Origin of the sequence: Aequorivita lipolytica, assembly GCF_007997135.1 — a bacterium.
Classification (GTDB): Bacteria; Bacteroidota; Bacteroidia; order Flavobacteriales; family Flavobacteriaceae; genus Aequorivita; species Aequorivita lipolytica.
Map to the genome: position 1 here is coordinate 138,185 of NZ_VORU01000007.1, position 24,134 is coordinate 162,318.

Here is a 24,134-nt window from a genome sequence, read left to right on the forward strand (position 1 = left end):
CCGAAAGGCTTATAAATAATAGTTTTAGACCAGTATGAATAAGATGTATTTTACAGAGGAGCACGAATTTTTCAGAAAAAGTTTTCAGGATTTTCTTCAAAAGGAAGTAGTCCCGCATATTGATAAGTGGGAAAAAACCGGTCATATTGAGCGCTTTATTTGGGAGAAATTTGGCGAGATGGGCTACTTCGGAATCTACCAGCCCGAGGAATATGGCGGACTGGATTTGGACCTTTTTTACACCATAATTTTCTTAGAAGAACTTCAAAAAGTGAATAGTGGTGGTTTTGCCGCAGCAATGTGGGCGCACGCTTACCTTGCAATGACGCATCTTAAGAAAGAAGCAAACCACGCGCAAAAAGAAAAATATCTTACACCGAGTATTACAGGGGAAAAAATTGGGTGTCTTTGTATTACAGAACCTTTTGGTGGAAGCGATGTTTCAGGAATGCGAAGCACAGCTGTAAAAAAAGGAGACCATTATATTTTGAACGGTTCCAAAACATTTATCACGAACGGAATTTACAGCGACTATCTTATTATTGCAGCAAAGACGTCACCAGAATTAGGAAATAAAGGAATTAGCATTTTTGTAGTTGACCGGGAAGCAAAAGGTATTTCCGCAACAAAGCTTGATAAATTGGGCTGGCGCGCCAGCGATACGGCTGAAATAGCCTTTGATAATGTAGAAATTCCAATCGAAAATTTATTGGGTGAAGAAAATTTAGGCTTTCCATACATAATGCAGCATTTTGCATTGGAAAGACTTATTATGGGCATCAACGCCCACGCACGCAGTGAATTCGCTTTAGAATACACAATTCAATATATGAAAGAGCGTACTGCCTTCGGAAAAAGCATTTCAAAATTCCAGGCTTTGCGTCATCGTGTTGCACAGATTGCAACAGATATAGAAGTTTGCAAAACATTTAATTACGTTACGGCTAAGCGTCTTAACGACGGAGAATATGTGGTTAAAGAAGCTACAATGAGCAAACTTATTTCTACCAAGGTTTCAGATGAAGTTATGACCGAATGTCTTCAATTTTTAGGCGGTTACGGTTATATGGAAGAATATCCATTAGCGCGATTGCTTCGCGATAGCAGATTGGGCCCAATTGGCGGAGGTACTTCAGAGATTTTGAGAGAGATTATTGCCAAAATGGTTATTGAAGGAAAAGAGTATAAGCCGGCGACATAAATTCTTTTTAATTATTCATAAACCTATTTAAAAATAATGAAGTATTTCATCAAAAAGTATTTTTTCACATTATTCATTTTTTTTATTGGCGCCACCACTTTTGCTCAAACAGAGCTAAAGGGAAAAGTTGCAGATTTCTTAACCTTTCAACCCATTGAAAGCGCAAGTGTTTATATAAAAAATACAACCATCGGTTCCATAACCAATGCGGATGGTAATTTTGTATTAAAAGTTCCGCAACAAAACTTGAGTGATACTCTGGTTATTTCGTCCATTGGGTATAAAAGTTTTAAGGTTGTTATTAATGAATTCGAAAATGCGACAGATATATTTTTGGAGGAAGACGTAGCTTCTCTAGATGAAGTAGTAATAATAGCCGATCCACGACCTACAACCGGTAATGGTATTGTGCAAAAAGCCATTGAAAAACTACCCAAAAATCTTCCCGAACAACCCTATCTCCAAAAAGGGTTTCTGCGCCACAAAGAACGAAACAAAAAGGAATACAAATGGCTTATTGAAAGTGCGATCACTTTATACGATTCCAGTTACGCCTCGGGTGCGAAAAACAATCTGAAAATAAACGTTGATGAAACCCGTAAAAGTTATGATTTGCGTGATATTGACAGCCTTTTTACGTATTCGGCCTATCTTAAAAGTATAGGCTCTAAAGGTGGTGGCCTAAGCAGAAGCTCTGTAAAAACTTCATCTTTAATTGATGCCATAAAATGGAACGACAGCCGCGTAAACGGTTTGGAAAATCTTTTTAAAGGAAAGCTTAACTTGGTTCGGAATTCAAATGTAACTGGCGCTTTGCTAGGGAAGAATATTTTGGAAAAGCATCAGTTTGAACTCGATACAATTTTGGTGGACAACGGAAGGAAACTCTATAAAATAAAAATTTCAAAAGGCGCAGATTTTGTTGGCTTGAATACACCGAATATCTATAATGAAGGTTTTGAAGCAAAAGGTTGGATCTATATTTATTACGATAACTACGCAATTAAAAAAGTGGAATATGAATTGGTCGCAGCTTCCGATGTACAGAAAAAGCGAAGCAAAAGTCTTTTTGATACCCAGACTATTCACAAGCTTGTGATGACCTATATTGAGTATGATGGAAAGATGTATCCAAATTACATTTATTACGAAACCCCCAAGCTTGTAAACACAGGAGACCGCTCTTCAGACAGGGTAAAAACCGAGGCAGAGCCAGGCTTTGATAAGGACGAACAGTATTATTATACTATTCAGGAAATCCTGTTTAGTGATATTATTCAGGACCCAGAATTAATAAACCAAGAATTGCAACAAAATAATTGGTCTGCAGATATTTTCTCGAGCAAGGCTTACAACGAGTCGTTTTGGAAAAACTACAACGTATTGCTGGAAAGCAAAGAGGAGGAGAAACTCATCCAAGACCTAAGCAAACGCGCGTCTTTATATAAAGAGTAATTATTTTTAAAAAAACTGATTACTGATTACTAAATACTGAATACTTTTTTCTACTTTTGCCGTCCTAAAGAGAGGAGGTGATGACACTATGTTAATTATACCAGTTAAAGACGGAGAAAATATCGACAGAGCACTGAAGCGTTTCAAACGAAAATTTGATCGTACAGGAACTATGCGCCAGTTGCGTTCTAGGCAAGCTTTTACAAAGCCTTCTGTTAAGAAAAGAGCACAAATGCAAAAAGCTCAATACATTCAGAACTTAAGAGATCAGGAAGAAATCTAAAATTTCTTTTTTGATAATAAAAACTAAAAATCCGTTGGAATTATATTTCAACGGATTTTTTTATTGGTAAAAGTTATTGCGTTAAAGGGTTATTGAGTTATTTTGTAAATTTCCCCCGATAACCGATAACCGATAACCGAAAAATGTCCTTTCAGTCTTTTACAGATTATCTTCAACTCGAAAAAAAGTATTCACCACACACGGTGACAGCTTATTTGAAAGATTTGGAAGGTTTTCAGAAGTTTGCTTCTGAAGAATATCAATATTCTGAAATTTTGGATGTGAACTATTCCATCGTTCGAAGCTGGATAGTTTCACTTGTAGACTCGGGCATTTCAAACCGAACCGTAAACCGAAAGATTTCTTCACTAAAAACCTATTATAAATTTCTTCTGAAAACAGGGCAGATCGAGATTAACCCTTTGGCCAAGCACAAAGCGTTAAAAACCGCTAAGAAAATCCAAGTGCCTTTTTCGGAAAAGGAAATAGGAAATGTTATGGAAATGCTTGAGAACGAAAATAATTTTGAAGGCTGCCGTGATCGGCTAATTGTTGAGCTTTTTTACTCTACTGGTATACGTAGGGCAGAACTCATAAATATAAAACTGAATGACGTTTCATTTGCGCAGAAAACCATAAAGGTTTTGGGTAAACGGAACAAGGAGCGAATCATTCCATTGTTGTCGCCGGTTATTAAAAGTATTCAGGCCTATTTGCCATTTCGGGATCAATTGGATGAAATAAAAGATTCGGATAAGCTTTTTTTGACCGCCAAAGGGGTTAAAGTTTACGAAACCCTTGTCTATAGAATTATAAATTCATACTTTAGTAATGCTTCAGAAAAAGTAAAGAAAAGCCCGCATATTCTGCGGCATTCTTTTGCAACACATCTATTGAATGAAGGAGCAGATATTAATTCGGTGAAGGAGTTGCTTGGGCATTCCAGCTTGGCTTCAACACAGGTTTACACTCAAAACAGCATCGCAGAGTTGAAAGAAGTATACAAGAACTCGCATCCGCGCAATTAAAAAGACCAAAAGAGACCTATGGCGTAAAACTACATATTAATTAACTTTAAAACATTATAGTATGAAAGTAAACGTACAAACACCCAACTTTGCGGCCAAGGATGAATTATTGGTATTCGTTGAAAAAAAGCTGTCCAAATTAGAGCAATTTTATAGCAAAATAGTTTTTGCAGATGTCTTCTTAAAAGTTCAGAAAACAAGTGAAAAAGAAAATAAAATTGTTGAAGTATTACTGAGTATTCCCGGCGATGATGTAATGGTAAAAAAAGAGGCGAGAACATTTGAGGAAGCTACCGATGAAGTTGTTAAAATACTGGAGCGTCAGCTTAAGAAAAGAAAACAGAAAGAAAAAGCATATTTATAGTATAATTATTTAGAAAAAGTTTTGTAGAAAAAATAATTTTTCTACATTTGCAGTCCGTTAGAAATAGCGGACTTTTTTATGGCTGAAAAATAGCCTTAAAGAGAGTTCAAAAAGCCGATGTAGCTCAGCTGGCTAGAGCAGCTGATTTGTAATCAGCAGGTCGTGGGTTCGAGTCCCTCTATCGGCTCTTGAAATTTTGGAATTTGGAATTTCTATTTTGGGATTCCAAAAAAAGGGGAGATACTCAAGCGGCCAACGAGGGCAGACTGTAAATCTGCTGACTACGTCTTCGCAGGTTCGAATCCTGCTCTCCCCACACTAGTTTTCGCAGCGGCGAAAATGTAGGCTTGAAATATTGAAAACCAAGATTCTGAATTTAGAATCAAAATGCGGGAGTAGCTCAGTTGGTAGAGCGTCAGCCTTCCAAGCTGAATGTCGCCGGTTCGAACCCGGTCTCCCGCTCTAAAACCTGTGAAGTCAGGGATTATCTTCCTTTCTGCAAAAGGGAAAAAATTAAATACTTTACGCCGGTGTAGCTCAGGGGTAGAGCGTTTCCTTGGTAAGGAAGAGGTCATGGGTTCAATTCCCATCATTGGCTCAAAATTAGAATGCAAGTAACACTAATATATAACTAAGATTAAAATTAATACAAAATGGCAAAAGAAACATTCGATCGGTCAAAACCACACTTAAATGTAGGTACAATTGGACACGTAGATCACGGTAAAACAACTTTAACCGCAGCTATTACCAAAGTGATGGCTGATGCTGGTTTTTCAGAAGCCAGATCATTTGATCAAATTGATAACGCTCCAGAAGAAAAAGAAAGAGGTATAACAATTAACTCTTCACACGTTGAGTACCAAACAGCTAACCGTCACTACGCGCACGTTGACTGTCCTGGTCACGCGGATTATGTGAAGAACATGGTTACTGGTGCTGCCCAAATGGACGGTGCTATTCTAGTTGTTGCTGCTACAGACGGACCTATGCCACAAACTCGTGAGCACATCCTTCTTGGTCGCCAGGTAGGTATTCCACGTATGGTTGTATTCATGAATAAAGTGGATATGGTTGATGATGAGGAGTTGCTTGAACTAGTTGAAATGGAAATCCGTGACCTTCTTAACTTCTACGAGTATGATGGTGATAACGGACCGGTAATCGCTGGTTCTGCACTTGGCGCACTTAACGGTGAGCAAAAATGGGTTGATACAGTAATGCAATTGATGGAAGCTGTTGATACTTGGATTGAACTTCCAACACGTGATGTTGACAAGCCTTTCCTAATGCCTATTGAAGATGTGTTTTCTATTACTGGTCGTGGAACTGTTGCAACAGGGCGTATCGAGACAGGTGTAGCTAATACAGGTGATGTTGTTGACATTATTGGTATGGGTGCTGAAAAACTAACTTCTACCGTTACTGGAGTAGAGATGTTCCGTAAAATTCTTGATAGAGGTGAAGCTGGAGATAACGTAGGTATCCTTTTGAGAGGTATTGAAAAGAACGATATCAGTCGTGGTATGGTTATCTGTAAAAAAGGATCGGTAACGCCACACGCTAAATTTAAAGCTGAGGTTTACATCCTTAAAAAAGAAGAAGGTGGACGTCACACTCCATTCCACAATAACTACCGTCCACAGTTTTACGTACGTACAACTGATGTAACAGGAACTATTATGCTTCCTGATGGTGTAGAGATGGTTATGCCTGGTGATAACTTAACTATTCACGTTGAATTGCTTCAAGCTATTGCAATGAACGTAGGTCTTCGTTTCGCGATCCGTGAAGGTGGACGTACTGTTGGTGCGGGTCAGGTAACTGAAATTTTAGACTAATTATCATATAATTAAAGCGCTGGGTGTCCCGAATTAACTTCGGGATACCTTGGCTTTTATAGCGGGTTTAGCGTATCGCCTTAAGGGTGCTATTCCTCATAAACGGGTTTAGCTCAGTTGGTAGAGCACTGGTCTCCAAAACCAGGTGTCGTGAGTTCGAGTCTCTCAACCCGTGCTAAAGACACAAACCTTTGGGTGTATATCCAGAAAATTTTAAACTGCGACAAAAATGGCAAACTATATTTCAGAATCGTACAAAGAACTTAAAAACCACGTTACTTGGCCTACGTGGGCAGAAGCACAGAGATTAACTGTTATAGTAGCAGTCTTTTCTGTTTTATTGGCCTTAGCGGTTTGGGGTGTAGATACCGTTTTTAGCAAAGTAGTAGGATTATATTTTGATTGGATCAAGTCGTAAACAATGACCGAAACAACAAGTACAAAAAAGTGGTATGTAGTCCGTTCAGTAAGTGGACAGGAAAACAAGATCAAATCGTATATCGAAAGTGATATTAAACGATTAGGCCTTGAAGACTATGTAGATCAGGTGTTAGTACCCACTGAAAAAGTAATACAGATTCGTAACGGTAAAAAAGTGAACAAAGAACGCGTTTACTTTCCCGGCTACATTATGATACAAGCAAATTTAGGTGGTGAAATTCCACACATTATAAAATCGATAAACGGAGTAATCGGCTTTTTAGGTGAAGTTAAGGGAGGGGATCCAGTACCACTTAGACAATCTGAAGTAAACAGAATGTTAGGAAAGGTGGATGAGCTTTCTGTGAAAGACGATAATGTAAACATCCCTTTCATTACCGGTGAAACTGTAAAAGTAATAGACGGACCGTTCAATGGATTCAACGGTACTGTAGAAAAGATAAATGAAGAAAAACGCAAGCTTGAGGTAATGGTGAAAATTTTCGGAAGAAAAACACCTTTGGAATTAAGCTATATGCAAGTAGAAAAAGTTTAATTGTTACGCTTAATAGGTTTTTTCAGAGGCTTCCACTTTTGAAATACCACATTAAAAATTAGAAATGGCAAAAGAAATCAGTAAAGTAGTTAAGTTGCAAGTTCGTGGAGGTGCTGCTAATCCATCACCACCAGTTGGTCCTGCTCTTGGTGCTGCCGGTGTAAACATCATGGAGTTCTGTAAGCAGTTTAATGCTAGAACCCAAGATAAGCAAGGAAAAGTATTGCCAGTAGCGATCACGGTTTTTAAAGACAAATCTTTCGATTTTGTTATTAAAACCCCACCCGCTGCAGTACAAATACTAGAAGCTGCGAAAGTAAAAAAAGGCTCCGGTGAACCACATGCAAAAAAAATAGCCACAATCTCTTGGGATCAAGTTAAGGTAATCGCGGAAGATAAAATGCCCGATCTTAACGCATTTACCATTGAGTCTGCTATGAAAATGGTAGCTGGTACTGCACGTTCTATGGGAGTTAAATTAAAAGGTGATGCACCTTTTTAATCTAAAAAAGAATCTATAAAATGGCACAATTAACTAAAAAGCAAAAGGAAGCTAAACTTAAGGTAGAGGATAGAACCTATACCGTAGCTGAAGCTTCTGCTTTAATAAAAGAAATCACCAGCGTAAAGTTTGATGCTTCCGTTGACCTTGCAATTCGTCTTAACGTGGATCCACGTAAAGCGAACCAAATGGTTAGAGGTGTTGTAACCCTTCCACACGGAACGGGTAAAGACGTAAAAGTATTGGCATTGGTAACTCCAGATAAGGAGGCCGAAGCTAAGGAGGCAGGAGCAGACTACGTAGGTCTTGATGAGTACCTCGACAAAATTAAAGGGGGTTGGACAGATGTTGACGTAATTGTAACTATGCCAAGTGTTATGGGTAAATTAGGTCCATTAGGACGCATATTAGGTCCTCGTGGCCTTATGCCAAACCCAAAAACCGGTACAGTAACAATGGACGTTGCTAAAGCAGTTTCAGATGTAAAAGCTGGTAAAATCGACTTTAAAGTTGATAAGACCGGTATTGTACACGCAGCAATTGGGAAAGCATCTTTTGATGCCGAAAAAATTGCAGGAAACGCAAGAGAATTATTAACAACCCTCGTTAAACTTAAGCCTCAGGCGGCAAAAGGTATTTACATTAAGAGCATCTTTATGTCTAGTACAATGAGCCCTGGTGTTCAAATTGACACTAAAAGGTTTACTGAGCAGTAAAAACTGGAAATTATGACAAGAGAAGAAAAATCACAAGTAATTGAAACGTTGACTGCACAGTTGTCTGATAATGCTAATATCTATTTGGCAGACATTTCAGGCCTTAATGCAGGGACCACTACCAACCTTCGCCGTGCTTGTTTCAAAGCAGGAATTCAGTTGGCAGTTGTTAAGAACACATTGCTTAAAAAAGCAATGGAGAGTTCAGATAAAGACTTTGGCGAATTAACAGGAATACTCAAAGGAAACACTTCCTTAATGTTCTCTGAAACAGGTAACGCACCTGCCAAAGTAATTAAAGAATTCAGAAAAAAATCTGATAAGCCTCTTTTGAAAGGAGCCTATATCCAAGAGTCAATTTACGTTGGCGACGATCAATTGGATAACTTGGTTGACCTTAAATCTAAAGACGAACTTGTTGGAGAAATTATCGGGTTGTTACAATCACCTGCTAAAAACGTTATCTCGGCTCTTAAGAGTGGTGGTAACACAATCGCGGGACTTGTTAAAACCTTATCCGAAAGAGAAGGATAAAATAAACATTGCACTAATTAATTTATATAAACACAATTATTTTTAAAAAACGATAGAAATGGCAGATTTGAAAGATTTCGCAGAAAAATTGGTTAACCTAACAGTAAAAGAAGTTAATGAGTTAGCTACAATATTAAAAGACGAGTACGGTATTGAGCCTGCTGCTGCAGCTGTAGCTGTTGCTGCTGGTGGCGGTGCTGGTGCAGAAGAAGTTGAAGAGCAATCAGAATTCACAGTAATGTTGAAGGCTGCTGGTGCATCTAAACTTGCAGTTGTAAAACTAGTTAAGGAATTAACTGGTGCTGGTCTTAAAGAAGCAAAAGAAATGGTTGATAATGCTCCTTCTCCAATAAAAGAAGGTGTATCTAAAGATGAAGCTGAGGCTTTAAAAGCACAACTAGAAGAAGCTGGAGCTGAGGTTGAGCTTAAGTAAGCTCCTTACGTTCCAAACCTTTAGGTTTAGGTCTTCCGTTTCGACGGAAAGACCTAAACCATTTTGCGTATATAATGGTTAACACCTTTTTTATACGATTTTCATTATTATTTTAATTAAAATTCCGTCCATAGATGTCAGCAACGCAAACTGAAAGATTGAATTTTTCCTCTGTAAAAAATAAGCCGGCTTACCCCGACTTTTTGGACATTCAGATTAAATCCTTTCAGGATTTTTTCCAGTTGGAAACCAAATCAGAAGAAAGAGGCCAAGAAGGATTATACAAAACCTTTTTGGAAAATTTCCCGATTACCGATACCAGAAACCAATTCGTTTTAGAGTTTTTAGACTATTTCGTAGATCCGCCAAGATATTCCATCCAGGAATGTATTGAGCGCGGTCTAACTTATAGCGTGCCTCTAAAAGCGCGATTGAAACTGTACTGTACAGACGCAGAACACGAAGATTTTGAAACCATCGTGCAGGACGTTTATCTAGGTACAATCCCTTACATGACCCCAAGCGGAACTTTCTGCATTAACGGGGCCGAGCGTGTAGTTGTTTCGCAGCTTCACCGCTCACCAGGTGTTTTCTTTGGCCAGTCGTTCCACGCAAATGGAACTAAACTTTACTCTGCCCGTGTTATTCCTTTTAAAGGTTCATGGATTGAGTTTGCCACAGACATAAACAGCGTAATGTATGCATACATTGACCGTAAGAAAAAGTTACCCGTAACTACACTTTTCCGTGCCATTGGTTTTGAAAGGGATAAGGATATTCTTGAAATATTTGACCTTGCGGAAGAAGTGAAAGCTTCAAAAACAGGACTTAAAAAATATATTGGCCGTAAACTTGCCGCACGTGTGCTAAAAACTTGGCACGAGGATTTCGTAGATGAAGATACTGGCGAGGTTGTTTCCATAGAGCGTAACGAGATTATTTTAGACCGTGATACAGTTCTTGAAAAGGAACACATCGATGAAGTAATTGATTCCGGTTCAAAAACTATCTTATTGCATAAAGAGGATAACCTGTTGGCAGACTACGCCATTATCCACAACACTTTGCAAAAAGATCCTACCAATTCAGAAAAAGAAGCGGTAGAACATATATATAGACAACTCCGTAACGCTGAACCGCCTGATGAAGAAACCGCTCGTGGTATCATCAACAAGCTTTTCTTCAGCGACCAAAGATATAATCTTGGTGAAGTGGGCCGTTACAGAATGAACAAAAAACTTGGTCTTGATATCGCCATGGATAAGCAAGTGCTTACGAAGGAAGATATCATTACCATCGTTAAATATTTGATCGAGCTTATCAATTCTAAAGCTGAGATTGATGATATTGATCACCTTAGCAACCGTCGTGTACGTACTGTGGGTGAGCAATTGTCACAACAGTTTGGTGTTGGTCTTGCCCGTATGGCGCGCACCATCCGCGAGCGTATGAATGTTCGTGACAACGAAGTGTTTACACCTATAGATTTGATTAATGCGAAAACACTTTCTTCAGTAATCAATTCATTCTTTGGTACCAATCAGCTTTCACAGTTTATGGACCAGACCAATCCACTTGCAGAGATTACGCACAAGCGTCGTCTATCTGCACTTGGGCCAGGAGGTCTTTCCCGTGAAAGAGCAGGATTTGAGGTTCGTGATGTTCACTATACACACTACGGCCGTCTTTGTCCGATTGAAACACCAGAGGGACCGAACATTGGTCTTATTTCTTCACTCGCAGTATATGCAAAAGTGAATAATCTTGGTTTCATCGAGACCCCGTACCGTAAAGTTACTGACGGAAAAATCGATTTTAAACATGAGCCAGTTTATCTTTCTGCTGAGGAAGAAGAAGAAATGCACATTGCGCAAGCAAACATTCCACTTTCTGATAAAGGTGTGATTGAAACCGACAAGGTAATTGCACGTATGGAAGGTGACTTCCCGCTTGTAGAACCAACTGTTGTAAATTACGCTGACGTTGCGCCAAACCAGATTGCATCTATCTCGGCATCGTTAATTCCTTTCTTGGAGCACGATGATGCTAACCGTGCACTGATGGGCTCAAACATGATGCGCCAGGCCGTACCTTTATTAATTGCAGATTCACCAATTGTAGGAACAGGTCTTGAAAGACAAGTTGCTTCAGATAGCCGTGTATTGATTAATGCTGAAGGTGATGGTGTGGTTGAATACGTTGATGCAAACGAAATCACTATTAAATACGACCGTACTGAAGATCAACGTATGGTTAGTTTTGATTCTGATGATAAAACATATCAACTGGTAAAATTCAGAAAGACAAACCAAAGTACTTCTATTAACTTGAAGCCTATTGTTCGCAAAGGTGACAGAGTGAAAAAAGGACAGGTACTATGTCAGGGTTATGCTACCGAAAAAGGAGAACTTGCTCTTGGACGAAACATGAAGGTTGCCTTCATGCCTTGGAAAGGTTACAATTTTGAGGATGCAATCGTTATTTCTGAAAAAGTAGTTCGCGAAGATATTTTCACTTCTATCCACATAGACGAATATTCTTTGGAAGTTCGAGATACCAAATTGGGTAACGAAGAATTGACCAATGATATTCCAAACGTTTCGGAAGAAGCTACAAAAGATTTGGATGAACATGGAATGATTAGAATAGGCGCCGAGGTAAAACCTGGCGATATCCTTATCGGGAAAATTACTCCAAAAGGAGAAAGCGATCCAACGCCAGAAGAAAAACTGCTTCGCGCCATTTTTGGTGACAAAGCAGGTGATGTGAAGGATGCTTCGCTTAAAGCTTCGCCATCCTTGAACGGTGTGGTAATAGACAAGAAATTGTTTGCCCGTGCCGTAAAGGATAAGCGCAAGCGTGCGAAAGACAAAGAAGACATAGCAGAACTTGAGGCAAAATATGAAGCAAAATTTGTAGACCTTCAAGACGTTCTTGTTGAAAAACTTTTCACCATTGTAGGTGGAAAAACTGCTCAAGGTGTAAATAATGACCTTGGTGAAATAGTATTCCCAAAAGGTAAAAAGTTCACATTAAAAATGCTTCACGCAGTTGACGACTACACCCACTTAACTGGAGGTGTTTGGACAACTGATGATGAAACCAACGTTTTGGTAGCAGATCTAATGCACAACTATAAAATTAAGGAAAACGACCTTCAAGGTAACTTGCGTCGTGAGAAGTTTACAATCTCTGTTGGAGATGAACTTCCTTCCGGAATTTTGAAACTTGCCAAAGTTTACATCGCTAAGAAGCGTAAACTGAAAGTAGGAGACAAGATGGCTGGACGTCACGGAAACAAAGGTATTGTTGCACGTATTGTACGTGAGGAAGATATGCCTTTCCTAGAAGACGGAACTCCTGTAGACATCGTGTTGAACCCACTTGGGGTGCCATCGCGTATGAACATTGGGCAGATTTATGAAACGGTTCTTGGATGGGCTGGACAGAAATTAGGTCGCAAATATGCAACCCCAATTTTTGACGGTGCAACCATAGACCAGATCAATGAATTGACTGATGAAGCTGGAATTCCAAGATTTGGACATACTTATCTATTTGATGGTGGAACCGGAAAGCGTTTTGATCAACCTGCAACTGTAGGTATAATCTATATGCTGAAACTGGGCCACATGGTAGATGATAAGATGCACGCACGTTCCATCGGGCCGTACTCACTTATTACGCAACAACCTCTTGGTGGTAAAGCACAATTTGGTGGTCAGCGTTTTGGAGAGATGGAAGTTTGGGCCTTGGAAGCATACGGTGCATCCAGCACACTTAGAGAAATATTGACTGTTAAATCTGATGATGTTATTGGAAGGGCCAAAACCTACGAAGCAATCGTAAAAGGTGAAACCATGCCAGAACCAGGATTACCGGAATCTTTCAACGTACTTATGCACGAATTGAAAGGATTGGGTCTTGACATTAGATTAGAAGAATAGCCGAAAGGCGGTGCCGGTAGGCGCGCGATTAATCGCGCGCCTACAATGGGTACATTGCGTACCCCAAAAAAAAATTAATTTTTTTTCAACATGATGAACAGAAATAAAGAAAACACAGTACAGAAATTTGACAAGATTTCTATTGGTTTGGCTTCCCCTGAATCCATTTTGGCGGAATCACGTGGTGAAGTTTTAAAACCCGAAACAATAAACTACCGTACGCACAAACCAGAGCGTGACGGTCTTTTCTGTGAGCGCATTTTTGGTCCGGTAAAGGATTACGAATGTGCCTGTGGTAAATATAAAAGAATCCGCTACAAAGGTATTGTTTGTGACCGTTGTGGTGTGGAAGTAACGGAGAAAAAAGTACGTCGTGACCGTGTGGGGCATATCAATTTGGTAGTTCCTGTGGCACACATTTGGTACTTCCGTAGTCTTCCAAACAAGATTGGTTACCTTTTGGGGTTGCCTTCCAAGAAATTGGATATGATAATTTACTACGAGCGTTATGTAGTAATTCAGCCAGGTATTGCAAAGTACGAAGGTGGTGAAAACGTTAAGAAAATGGACTTCCTTACTGAAGAGGAATATCTTGCAATTCTTGATTCAATTCCACAGGAAAACCAATATTTGGATGAAAGCGATCCAAACAAATTCATCGCGAAGATGGGTGCAGAGTGTTTAATTGATCTTTTACAAAGAATCAATTTGGACACCCTTTCATACAACCTTCGTCATAAAGCAAACAACGAAACTTCAAAGCAACGTAAAACAGAAGCCTTGAAACGTCTTCAAGTTGTGGAAGCACTTCGTGATTCAAACAAAAACCGCGAGAACAAAGCCGAGTGGATGATTATGAAAGTAGTTCCGGTTATTCCACCAGAATTACGTCCATTGGTGCCGCTTGATGGTGGCCGTTTCGCAACTTCAGATTTGAACGATTTATACCGTCGTGTAATTATACGTAATAACCGTTTGAAGCGATTGATGGAGATTAAAGCTCCAGAAGTTATTCTTCGTAACGAAAAACGTATGCTTCAGGAATCAGTAGATTCATTGTTTGATAACACACGTAAATCTTCCGCAGTAAAAACTGATAGCAACCGTCCGTTGAAATCCCTTTCAGATTCATTAAAAGGTAAACAAGGTCGTTTCCGTCAAAACTTGCTTGGTAAGCGTGTGGATTATTCGGCTCGTTCGGTGATCGTTGTTGGACCGGAATTGAAATTGTTCGAATGCGGTATTCCAAAAGATATGGCTGCCGAACTTTACAAACCTTTCGTAATCCGTAAATTGATTGAAAGAGGTATTGTAAAAACTGTAAAATCTGCAAAGAAAATTATAGATAAAAAAGAGCCTGTAGTTTGGGATATTCTTGAAAATGTATTGAAAGGTCACCCAGTTATGCTTAACCGGGCCCCAACTTTGCACAGACTTGGTATTCAAGCTTTCCAGCCAAAATTGATTGAAGGAAAAGCGATCCAGTTACACCCATTGGTATGTACCGCATTTAATGCGGATTTCGATGGTGACCAGATGGCGGTTCACCTTCCACTTGGGCCAGAGGCAATTTTGGAATGCCAGCTTTTGATGCTTGCTTCACATAACATTTTGAACCCTGCAAACGGTTCGCCGGTTGCGGTTCCTTCTCAGGATATGGTTTTGGGTCTTTACTATATGACCAAACTTAGAAAATCTACTGATGAAGTAAAAGTGAAAGGTGAAGGACTAACTTTTTATTCTGCTGAAGAAGCTATTATCGCCTACAATGAGGGGATGGTAGATTTGAATGCTGAAATAAGAATACGTACTACAGACTTTAATGAGAAACGTGAATTAGTAAAACAAATCATCACCACTACTTTAGGAAGGGTAATCTTTAACGAGAAAGTTCCTGAAGCTGCTGGATACATCAACGAAGTATTGACCAAAAAATCACTTCGTGATATTATTGGTGGAATTTTGAAAGTAACTTCAGTTCCAGTTACTGCAGCTTTCCTTGATGAAATAAAAACCCTTGGATATAAATACTCTTTTGAAGGCGGATTGTCTTTCAGTCTTGGTGATATTATTATCCCTGCTGAAAAACAAAGTATGATTGACAATGCCAACACGCAAGTGGATGGTATTATCAATAGCTACAACATGGGTCTTATTACCAACAACGAACGTTACAACCAAGTAATTGATATTTGGACTGCAACTAACGCTGAACTTACCGAACTTTCTATGAAGCGTATTCGCGAAGATCAGCAAGGTTTCAACTCTGTGTATATGATGCTTGATTCTGGTGCGAGGGGTTCTAAGGAACAAATCCGTCAGCTTACAGGTATGCGTGGATTGATGGCGAAACCTAAAAAATCAAACTCCGGTGGCGGTGAAATTATCGAGAACCCAATTCTTTCCAACTTTAAGGAAGGTCTTTCAATTCTTGAGTATTTTATCTCTACTCACGGTGCACGTAAAGGTCTTGCGGATACCGCTCTTAAAACGGCGGATGCTGGATACTTGACACGTCGTTTGGTGGATGTTTCGCAGGATGTTATTATCAATATTGAAGATTGCTACACACTTCGTGGAATTGAAGTTTCGGCTTTAAAGAAAAACGAAGAGATTGTGGAAACACTTCGCGATAGAATTGTTGGGCGTACTGCGCTTAACGATGTTGTTAATCCATTGACCAAAGAATTGCTTGTTGCCTCTGGCGAACATATATACGAAGAGATTGCAGATGCTATTGCAGCTTCTCCATTGGACAGCGTAGAAGTTCGTTCCGCACTTACTTGCGAGGCCAAAAAAGGAATCTGCTCACAGTGCTATGGTCGTAACCTTGCTACCAATAAAATGGTTCAGCGCGGGGAAGCTGTTGGTGTTGTTGCAGCACAATCTATTGGTGAACCGGGAACCCAGCTTACACTTCGTACGTTCCACGTGGGAGGTATTGCAGGGAACATTTCCGAAGAAAATAAATTGGTTGTTAAATTTGATGGGAAAGCTGAGATCGAAGATCTTAAAACCGTTAAAGGTGAAGATAACCAAGGAAAAACGGTAGATATCGTAATTTCACGTACTTCTGAACTTAAACTTGTTGACAAGAAAACCGGAATCACACTTAGCACCAATAACATTCCTTACGGTTCGACACTGTTTGTGAAAGATGGCGATAGCCTGAACGCTGGTGATATAGTTTGTTCTTGGGATCCATATAACGGTGTAATTATTTCAGAATTTGCTGGAAAGATTAAGTACGAAAACATTGTTCAAGGTTTGACTTATCAGGTTGAGATTGATGAGCAAACTGGTTTCCAGGAAAAAGTAATTTCTGAATCTAGAGATAAAAAACGAATCCCAACCCTTCAAATTTTAGGGAAGAAAGACGAAGTGATCCGTAGCTATAACTTACCTGTTGGAGCACACATAATGGTGGACGATGGCGACAAAATAAAGATTGGTAAAGTACTTGTGAAAATTCCACGTAAATCTGCGAAATCTGGAGATATTACGGGAGGTCTTCCACGTGTTACCGAACTTTTTGAAGCGCGTAATCCATCAAACCCGGCAGTAGTTAGCGAGATTGACGGTGTAGTTTCCTTCGGAAAAATTAAACGTGGTAACCGCGAAATTATCGTTGAGTCCAAATTGGGCGAATTGAAGAAGTACTTGGTAAAATTAAGTAACCAGATTCTAGTTCAAGAAAACGATTACGTTCGTGCAGGTATGCCACTTTCTGATGGTTCCATTACGCCAGAAGATATCCTTCGTATTAAAGGCCCATCTGCAGTACAGCAATATCTTGTGAACGAAGTTCAGGAGGTTTACCGTCTGCAAGGGGTGAAGATCAATGACAAGCACTTTGAAGTTGTTGTTCGTCAAATGATGCGTAAAGTTAGGATTCAAGATCCGGGAGACACTACTTTCCTTGAAGATCAATTGGCTCATAAAGACGATTTCATCGAAGATAACGATAAAATCTTCGGAATGAAGGTTGTTACAAACGCAGGCGATTCTGAAAACTTGAAGGAAGGACAAATCCTTACTTCACGTGATCTTCGGGACGAAAACTCTTTATTGAGAAGAAACGACAAAGAACTTGCAGAAGCGCGCGATGCGGTTCCAGCAACGGCAACTCCGGTACTTCAGGGTATAACGAGAGCGTCGTTACAGACCAAATCGTTCATCTCTGCGGCTTCCTTCCAGGAAACCACCAAAGTATTGAACGAGGCGGCAGTTGCCGGTAAAGTTGATACTTTGGAAGGCTTGAAAGAAAATGTAATTGTAGGACATAAAATACCAGCCGGAACCGGTATGCGTAGATATGATACTATAATTGTAGGTTCTAAAGAAGAGCTTGAGGAAATGAACCGCGTAAAGCAGGAAGTAAATTTTAATTAATTTGTGTGGCGGTAGAGACGCACGGCCGTGCGTCTCTACCGTGCCCACAATTATATTTTAAACATGGCAGATCAAAAAAAAGAACAACCCAAACAAGGACAGATAAACATTGAATTGGATGAAGCTGTGGCACAAGGCATTTATAGCAATTTGGCCATTATCAATCATTCTGTTTCTGAATTTGTTGTGGATTTTGTAACTATTATGCCCGGAATCCCGAAGAGCAAAGTGAAGTCGAGAATTATTTTGACGCCACAGCACGCCAAAAGATTTCTAAAGGCTTTGAATGACAATGTAAAAAGATTTGAAAACGCCCATGGCGAAATAAAGGATTATGAGCAACCGCCCATTCCCTTAAACTTTGGCCCAACCGGCGAAGCATAATTAAATAAAAAATCCAGCTGAAAAGCTGGATTTTTTATTTAATTATAAATTGTTTTTTGATGCAAGTTTTTATTAGTTTCCTTCTTCTAGCTTCGGCCTTCAAACTTCAAACTTCCCACTTCTATCTTTCAGCCTTTTCAAACTCACTCACAAAATGCAATTTTACATTCGGATATTTTGACTGCGTCATTTGGAGGGTAAACGCTGAATCGGCAAAGAACACCAATTGGCCACGTTTGTCCTTCGCCAAAAACTTTGCCTTTACTCTTTCGAATTCAGCAAATTCCTCGCTTTTTGGGTCTTTCGGTTCTACCCAACAGGCTTTGTGTACATTCAGGTTTTCATAGCTACATTTTGCACCGTATTCGTGTTCCAGTCGGTATTGAATTACTTCAAACTGGAGCGCCCCCACAGTACCGATTGCTTTTCTTCCGTTGAGTTCTAAAGTGAAAAGCTGAGCCACACCTTCGTCCATTAATTGATCAATACCCTTTTCGAGCTGTTTGCTTTTCATCGGGTCTGCGTTGTTGATGTATTTGAAATGTTCCGGAGAAAAGCTTGGAACCCCCTTGTATTGCATTTCTTCACCTTCGGTAAGCGTGTCGCCAATTTTGAAATTTCCTGTGTCGTGAAGACCGACGATGTCGCCAGGATAGGAAACGTCTACAATTTGTTTCTTTTCGGCAAAGAAAGCGTTGGGACTGCTGAATTTCAATTTCTTTCCATTTCGAACGTGTAAATACGGAGAGTTCCTTTCAAAGGTTCCCGAAACGATTTTTACAAATGCCAAACGGTCGCGGTGCTTAGGATCCATATTTGCGTGAATCTTAAAAACAAAACCTGAAAATTCCTTTTCGTCCGGCTTTACCAACCGTGTGCTGCTTTCCTTTGGGCGTGGAGTAGGGGCTATTTCAACAAAACAATCCAGCAACTCGCGCACGCCGAAATTATTCAAAGCTGAACCAAAAAATACAGGCTGAAGTTTTCCTTCCAAATATTCCTCACGGTCAAAATCCGGATAAACTTCGTAAACAAGTTCCAATTCATCACGTAGGGTTTTGGCAGCTTTATCACCAATCAGTTTTTCCAGTTCGGGACTGCTTACGTCTTCGATTTCAATGGTTTCCTCAATATTTTTTCGGCTGTCGCCACTAAAAAGGTTTACGTTCTTTTCCCACACATTATATATTCCCTTGAAATCATACCCCATCCCGATTGGAAAACTAAGTGGCGTTACTCGCAAATTCAGTTTTTGTTCAATTTCATCGAGTAATTCAAAAGCATCTTTACCTTCACGATCCATTTTATTAATGAAAATGATCATTGGGATATTTCGCATTCGGCAAACTTCAACTAACTTCTCGGTTTGTTCCTCGACACCTTTTGCAACGTCAATCACTACTATTACACTATCTACGGCGGTTAGGGTTCTGAAAGTATCTTCAGCAAAATCCTTGTGTCCGGGTGTATCGAGAATATTGATTTTTATGCCTTCATATTCAAATGCTAGAACCGATGTAGCTACAGATATTCCACGCTGGCGTTCTATTTCCATAAAGTCGCTGGTAGCGCCTTTCTTGATTTTGTTGCTTTTTACGGCGCCAGCTTCTTGAATAGCACCTCCAAATAGAAGTAGTTTTTCTGTTAGCGTGGTTTTTCCAGCATCTGGGTGGCTGATGATCCCAAAAGTTCTTCTGCGTTTTATTTCTTTTAGTAAGGACATTTTTTTCTGTATATGAAGGTGCAAAGATAAAGTTTGTTATTTAAGTAATAAACCTAAGCTGCATCTAAAATGGATATTGCTGTAAATAAGCGTAAGGCATTGTTCTTTTTGGAAGGTTGGAATATTTGGGAGAAAACTTTTCTTATTTTGATATGGGATATTTCGTACGTGTTAAAACTGGCTAAAATTTGCAAAAAAATCTCGTTAGCCTTTAGTGACTCTGCATTTTTTCTTACTAAATGCGTTTTTAAAAACCTTATAAACAGCCTATGTACGTACTTACACGTATGTATTTTTCCTACAAATAAAACCTATTTTCTATTCGATTTATGTCGTTTGGCGACTATTTTTTACAGTTCAACTAATACTCGTTTATTAGTAATTCCTTAGCACTTATTCCGCTGTATATTTGGACATTAATTGAGGCGAAATATTCAATTATTGTATTATCAAAATATATCGATATTAATAAAATTCTAACTTATGTTTAAAATAATTACTAAATTATTTGCTTCTGATAAGAGGTTTCTAATAGGTCTCATTTTAATAGGTTGCTTGAGTAGCCACGGATATGCTCAAGTAAAAAGTTCGACAGATGAGGGCGAAGTAATATTGCCGTACACGCAAGCGTATTTGGATCAATATAATGCTGCTCTGGATAAAAAGGCTGCAGCTTATAATGGAACGTTTCGTTCTAAGACAAAAGCAGAAGCTTTCGACAATGCAAATAAAGGCCCGAATTCTGTGGGTGTTTGTAATTTAATAACTTGCGGATCTTTTGAAAAGTCCGATGTTGCTGGAGGTACATTCCGCACAGCTATAGGTGGCACAAATGGTGAATACCAAGCGGATACAAAATATACTTGTTGGGAAGATGACGGAACGGTAGACTGGTCAGAAGGACAATATATATCCTATTCTACAACAAATGCCAATGTAGTCTATCCAGGAATTATTGAGCCATCTGCCTATGATGGGGGAGGTTTTGCCATATTTTCATTTCAAAATGAAGCAATTCGGCAAACACTAGCGGTTATTCCAAATACAGTTTATACCGTATGTTTTGAAATTGCTGTAATACCTCGTTATAATACCGTAAATAGCAATAATCAAGGAGGATCAATTATCGAATATATTCCAGATTTAAAATTTGGTGTTAGAAATGGTGCGGTTCAATTGCCCGGTGGTGATCCACTAACTTATACCCACGCAAATTTAATTCCACATACTACTAATGATTTTCCTACAAGGTTATCTACCGCCACAAACGGAAACGGAGGAAATCAAAATCCAGGAGGTTGGACTGAAATAGACCCTCTTTGGGAAAATAGATGTATAACTTTTAAATCTGGCCCAAGTGCTAATAGTGTTGAAGTTTTCTACAAAACTGGAAACCCAGGAAGATCAGTTATTTTAGTAGATGGTTTAAGATTATCTGTTGAGGGCTATGCGAATGCACCAATTGTATCCCCGGATACAAAAACTTATTGTTCAGCAACTCCTGTGCAACTTAATACATTTGTTACTTCATCAACTCCTCCGGGTGCACAATTAAAGTGGACAACTAATCCTGATCCAACTGTTGTAGCAGACCATTTGCCTCTTAATCCAACTGTAACACCTCCAGGGGTTTGGTATGCATTTTATTTTAATCCAGCTTTGGGATGTACCTCTCCAGCGAGAAAACTTACTTTAAATCTTACAGATCTTGCTTCAACATTTACCAAAGTAAACGTTTCTTGCTTTGGGTTGGCAGATGGCTCTATTGATTTAAGTGTTACTGGAGGTTCTACGCCATATTCCTATGCTTGGACTACCAACAACGGAAGCGGATTAAATATAACAGCTCAAGATCAATCAGGTCTTACTGCCGGAACTTATAATGTTACTATAACTGATAATAATAGTTGTACAGCCCAAAAAAGTATTACAATAGCACAGCCTGCGGCCGTAAACCCACCCGTAAGCGGTGGCAACCAGACCGAATGTGCTTTAGACCCAATACAAACATTGACAGCCACCGCGACGGTAGTTGCCGGCCAGACTGTTGTTTGGTATACCCAGCCGGTGGGAGGATCTCCTGTATCAACACCTACATTAAATACAATTGGAACAATAGATTATTATGCTGAAGCTGTTGTGAATAATAGCGGCTGTAAATCTCCTGTTCGCACGAAGGTAACATTAAAAATTATTCAAACACCAGTGGTTGACGATCCGGCAGATGTTATTGCTTGCGACAGCTATACGCTTCCCGCACTTAATATCGGAAAATACTACACCGGCCCAGGCGGAACAGGCATGCAGTTGCCTGTTGGCAGTTCGATCGCCTCCACGCAGACCATCTATGTATATGCTGAAACGGGCACCACGCCCAACTGTTCGGACGAGAAAAGTTTCTTGGTTACGATAACCCAACCGATCACTATTACTATTTCAAAAATAGACGCAACAACTTCTCAAGGATGTAATAATGGAGAGGCCACTGCATCTCCAAGTGGGGGAACACCTCCTTATTCATATCAATGGAGTGCTAGCGCCAATAATCAAACAACCGCGACGGCTACAAACTTATCCGTAGGAACTCATCACGTATTTGTTACTGATACCAACGGGTGTATTTCTGAGGAAGATGTAATTATAGAATGTATAGTTACTTGTGATGCCATTATAGCCATAGACCATGTTACCAATGTATTGTGTACTAATGATGCCACAGGAAGTGCCACCGTAGGTGCTAGTTCTGTTTCAAACCCTGGCTCTACCTTCACATTTAGTTGGAATACAATGCCACCGCAGGTAGATAGTGGGGTTGTTTCGAGTACAGTAAATGGGCTTACAGCGGGAACATATACCGTTATCGTAACAATTGATGGATCAGTTTGCCCAGCGGTTACCCAAGAAATTACAATTACCGAACCTTCCACTCCTTTAACCGTAACCGCGACCGCTACTGATGAAATTGGTCCAAACACCAATGATGGAACGGCTACTGCACATCCAAGTGGTGGCACGTCTCCCTATACATATTTATGGAGTCCTGGAGGAGAGACAACGCAAACAATAACAGGATTAAGTGATGGTACTTATACAGTGGTCGTCACAGATGCCAATGGCTGTACCGCTACAGCTACAGTCACGGTAAGTCCAGGCGATTGCCATGATATAATAGCTAGTATCACTACAACTCCTGTATCTTGTTTCGGAGGCAGCGACGGAACAGCAACTGCACATGTAACTGGGGGGGTAGGTCCGTTTTCCTACATTTGGAGTCCCGTGAGCCAAACCACCCAAACCATAACAGGCCTTGTTGCCGGGGAATATTTGTTGCAAATTGTTGATGCTGGCACAGGATGTTTTGCAAAAGCCAGTGCTGTTGTAACCCAACCTTTCCCTTTAAATATTGAGATTCTTTCCCAAACCAACCCATTATGTACAGGTACCGGAAGTGTTACGGTTCAGGCTTCCGGTGGCACAGCTCCTTATTTATATAGCCTCGATGGCGGTACGACACAGGCTTCCGGAAAATTTGATAATTTAGCACCGGGTACTTACACCATAGAAGTTTTGGATGCAAATGGATGTACTACATCTATTCTGGTTACAATTTCTCAAAATTGTATTGCCATTGTTAAGTCAGGTATTCTTAATGACGAAAACCAAAACGGTTGTACCGATGCTGGTGAAACTATAGATTACACATTTACGGTTACCAATGAGGGAAGCGTAAGCTTGAACAATGTCACGGTTTCCGATCCATTGATCGCAACAATAACGGGTCCAACTGGCGATACCGACGGCGACGGCGAACTGGATGTTACTGAAATTTGGCTATATACAGGAACCTATAATATTACACAGGCGGATATTGATACTGGACAGGTTACCAACCAGGCCATTGCAATCGGTATTGCTCCCGATGCTACCGTAGTTACGGACCTTTCAGATGATAACAGCGTTTTGGAAGATGACCCTACGGTAATAATTTTGTGCCAAAATCCAGACATCGCAATAGTAAAAACAGGTATTCTCAATGACGAAAACCAAAACGGCTGTACAGATGTTGATGAAACAATCAGTTATACCTTCACGGTAACTAATGAGGGGAACTTGAGCCTGTCTAACATAACCGTAACCGATCCCTTGATTTTAACGATCAGTGGCCCGACGGGAGACACCGACGGTGACGGCGAGCTTGATGTAACCGAGATTTGGGTTTACACGGGAACCTATACCATCACACAGGATGATATAGACACAGGCAGCGTGACCAACCAAGCAACTGCAGTAGGAACACCTCCAACAGGAGATGATGTAGAAGATCAATCAGGAACCGATATTGCCAATGACGATGC

Annotated in this window: 17 protein-coding genes and 5 tRNA genes; 21 read left to right on the forward strand and 1 reads right to left on the reverse strand. The window is 39.9% G+C overall.

Annotated elements, in window-relative coordinates:
• Window positions 1-34 precede the first annotated feature (34 nt).
• The 20 genes from ESV24_RS09800 (at window position 35) to ESV24_RS09895 (ending at window position 18,056) form a co-directional block, all read left to right on the forward strand.
• On the forward strand, window positions 35-1,201 hold the full coding sequence (locus ESV24_RS09800; protein ID WP_111816321.1) for an acyl-CoA dehydrogenase family protein: 1,167 nt from the start codon (window positions 35-37) through the stop codon (window positions 1,199-1,201).
• Window positions 1,202-1,237: 36 nt separating this feature from the next.
• On the forward strand, window positions 1,238-2,656 hold the full coding sequence (locus ESV24_RS09805; protein ID WP_111816320.1) for a carboxypeptidase-like regulatory domain-containing protein: 1,419 nt from the start codon (window positions 1,238-1,240) through the stop codon (window positions 2,654-2,656).
• A gap of 88 nt (window positions 2,657-2,744) precedes the next feature.
• Window positions 2,745-2,939: a 30S ribosomal protein S21 gene (gene rpsU / locus ESV24_RS09810; RefSeq protein ID WP_111816319.1), complete on the forward strand. Its 195-nt coding sequence runs from the start codon at window positions 2,745-2,747 to the stop codon at window positions 2,937-2,939.
• Between the two features lie 143 nt (window positions 2,940-3,082).
• A complete protein-coding gene (locus ESV24_RS09815) occupies window positions 3,083-3,967 on the forward strand; it encodes a tyrosine-type recombinase/integrase (RefSeq protein ID WP_111816318.1) in 885 nt (294 codons plus the stop codon).
• A gap of 61 nt (window positions 3,968-4,028) precedes the next feature.
• The gene (hpf, locus tag ESV24_RS09820) at window positions 4,029-4,331 is read left to right on the forward strand and encodes a ribosome hibernation-promoting factor, HPF/YfiA family (RefSeq protein ID WP_111816317.1); all 303 of its coding nucleotides are present in this window, start codon (window positions 4,029-4,031) and stop codon (window positions 4,329-4,331) included.
• 113 nt (window positions 4,332-4,444) lie between these two features.
• Window positions 4,445-4,518 (forward strand) — tRNA-Thr (locus ESV24_RS09825).
• Window positions 4,519-4,565: 47 nt separating this feature from the next.
• A tRNA-Tyr gene (locus ESV24_RS09830) sits at window positions 4,566-4,647 on the forward strand.
• A gap of 73 nt (window positions 4,648-4,720) precedes the next feature.
• A tRNA-Gly gene (locus tag ESV24_RS09835) sits at window positions 4,721-4,793 on the forward strand.
• Window positions 4,794-4,857: 64 nt separating this feature from the next.
• Window positions 4,858-4,929, forward strand: a tRNA-Thr gene (locus tag ESV24_RS09840).
• 55 nt (window positions 4,930-4,984) lie between these two features.
• Window positions 4,985-6,172, forward strand: a complete 1,188-nt coding sequence (gene tuf, locus ESV24_RS09845) for an elongation factor Tu (protein ID WP_111816316.1) — start codon at window positions 4,985-4,987, stop codon at window positions 6,170-6,172.
• Window positions 6,173-6,274: 102 nt separating this feature from the next.
• Window positions 6,275-6,347 (forward strand) — tRNA-Trp (locus tag ESV24_RS09850).
• Window positions 6,348-6,401: 54 nt separating this feature from the next.
• Window positions 6,402-6,590: a preprotein translocase subunit SecE gene (gene secE, locus ESV24_RS09855; protein WP_111816315.1), complete on the forward strand. Its 189-nt coding sequence runs from the start codon at window positions 6,402-6,404 to the stop codon at window positions 6,588-6,590.
• Between the two features lie 3 nt (window positions 6,591-6,593).
• Window positions 6,594-7,148 carry a transcription termination/antitermination protein NusG gene (nusG, locus tag ESV24_RS09860; protein ID WP_111816314.1) on the forward strand — a complete coding sequence of 185 codons (555 nt, stop codon included), beginning with the start codon at window positions 6,594-6,596 and terminating at the stop codon, window positions 7,146-7,148.
• 64 nt (window positions 7,149-7,212) lie between these two features.
• Entirely contained in the window at window positions 7,213-7,650 is a 438-nt protein-coding gene (rplK, locus tag ESV24_RS09865; RefSeq protein ID WP_111816313.1) for a 50S ribosomal protein L11, read from the forward strand.
• A gap of 20 nt (window positions 7,651-7,670) precedes the next feature.
• Window positions 7,671-8,366: a 50S ribosomal protein L1 gene (rplA, locus tag ESV24_RS09870; protein ID WP_111816312.1), complete on the forward strand. Its 696-nt coding sequence runs from the start codon at window positions 7,671-7,673 to the stop codon at window positions 8,364-8,366.
• 12 nt (window positions 8,367-8,378) lie between these two features.
• A complete protein-coding gene (rplJ, locus tag ESV24_RS09875) occupies window positions 8,379-8,900 on the forward strand; it encodes a 50S ribosomal protein L10 (protein WP_111816311.1) in 522 nt (173 codons plus the stop codon).
• 58 nt (window positions 8,901-8,958) lie between these two features.
• Window positions 8,959-9,333, forward strand: coding sequence for a 50S ribosomal protein L7/L12 (gene rplL, locus ESV24_RS09880; RefSeq protein WP_111816310.1), 375 nt, complete (start codon window positions 8,959-8,961; stop codon window positions 9,331-9,333).
• A 134-nt stretch (window positions 9,334-9,467) separates the two neighbouring features.
• Window positions 9,468-13,280 (forward strand): DNA-directed RNA polymerase subunit beta, encoded by a 3,813-nt coding sequence (gene rpoB / locus ESV24_RS09885; protein WP_111816309.1) that lies wholly within the window; start codon window positions 9,468-9,470, stop codon window positions 13,278-13,280.
• Window positions 13,281-13,373: 93 nt separating this feature from the next.
• A complete protein-coding gene (rpoC, locus tag ESV24_RS09890; protein ID WP_200829531.1) occupies window positions 13,374-17,672 on the forward strand; it encodes a DNA-directed RNA polymerase subunit beta' in 4,299 nt (1,432 codons plus the stop codon).
• A 63-nt stretch (window positions 17,673-17,735) separates the two neighbouring features.
• On the forward strand, window positions 17,736-18,056 hold the full coding sequence (locus ESV24_RS09895; protein WP_068761376.1) for a DUF3467 domain-containing protein: 321 nt from the start codon (window positions 17,736-17,738) through the stop codon (window positions 18,054-18,056).
• A gap of 121 nt (window positions 18,057-18,177) precedes the next feature.
• On the opposite strand, the gene ESV24_RS09900 is transcribed toward ESV24_RS09895, so the two are convergent.
• Window positions 18,178-19,779 (reverse strand): peptide chain release factor 3, encoded by a 1,602-nt coding sequence (locus ESV24_RS09900; RefSeq protein WP_111816307.1) that lies wholly within the window; start codon window positions 19,777-19,779, stop codon window positions 18,178-18,180.
• A 483-nt stretch (window positions 19,780-20,262) separates the two neighbouring features.
• On the opposite strand from ESV24_RS09900, the gene ESV24_RS09905 reads away from it, so the two are divergent.
• On the forward strand, window positions 20,263-24,134 hold a 3,872-nt coding region (locus tag ESV24_RS09905; protein WP_146951073.1), incomplete at its 3' end, for a DUF7507 domain-containing protein.

Bases quoted from the DNA above. Each gene is read 5' to 3' on its own strand.
- ESV24_RS09800 (WP_111816321.1), top strand. From the start codon at position 35: ATGAATAAGATGTATTTTACAGAGGAGCACGAATTTTTCAGAAAAAGT.
- ESV24_RS09805 (WP_111816320.1), top strand. From the start codon at position 1,238: ATGAAGTATTTCATCAAAAAGTATTTTTTCACATTATTCATTTTTTTT.
- rpsU (WP_111816319.1), top strand. From the start codon at position 2,745: ATGTTAATTATACCAGTTAAAGACGGAGAAAATATCGACAGAGCACTG.
- ESV24_RS09815 (WP_111816318.1), top strand. From the start codon at position 3,083: ATGTCCTTTCAGTCTTTTACAGATTATCTTCAACTCGAAAAAAAGTAT.
- hpf (WP_111816317.1), top strand. From the start codon at position 4,029: ATGAAAGTAAACGTACAAACACCCAACTTTGCGGCCAAGGATGAATTA.
- tuf (WP_111816316.1), top strand. From the start codon at position 4,985: ATGGCAAAAGAAACATTCGATCGGTCAAAACCACACTTAAATGTAGGT.
- secE (WP_111816315.1), top strand. From the start codon at position 6,402: ATGGCAAACTATATTTCAGAATCGTACAAAGAACTTAAAAACCACGTT.
- nusG (WP_111816314.1), top strand. From the start codon at position 6,594: ATGACCGAAACAACAAGTACAAAAAAGTGGTATGTAGTCCGTTCAGTA.
- rplK (WP_111816313.1), top strand. From the start codon at position 7,213: ATGGCAAAAGAAATCAGTAAAGTAGTTAAGTTGCAAGTTCGTGGAGGT.
- rplA (WP_111816312.1), top strand. From the start codon at position 7,671: ATGGCACAATTAACTAAAAAGCAAAAGGAAGCTAAACTTAAGGTAGAG.
- rplJ (WP_111816311.1), top strand. From the start codon at position 8,379: ATGACAAGAGAAGAAAAATCACAAGTAATTGAAACGTTGACTGCACAG.
- rplL (WP_111816310.1), top strand. From the start codon at position 8,959: ATGGCAGATTTGAAAGATTTCGCAGAAAAATTGGTTAACCTAACAGTA.
- rpoB (WP_111816309.1), top strand. From the start codon at position 9,468: ATGTCAGCAACGCAAACTGAAAGATTGAATTTTTCCTCTGTAAAAAAT.
- rpoC (WP_200829531.1), top strand. From the start codon at position 13,374: ATGAACAGAAATAAAGAAAACACAGTACAGAAATTTGACAAGATTTCT.
- ESV24_RS09895 (WP_068761376.1), top strand. From the start codon at position 17,736: ATGGCAGATCAAAAAAAAGAACAACCCAAACAAGGACAGATAAACATT.
- ESV24_RS09900 (WP_111816307.1), bottom strand. From the start codon at position 19,779: ATGTCCTTACTAAAAGAAATAAAACGCAGAAGAACTTTTGGGATCATC.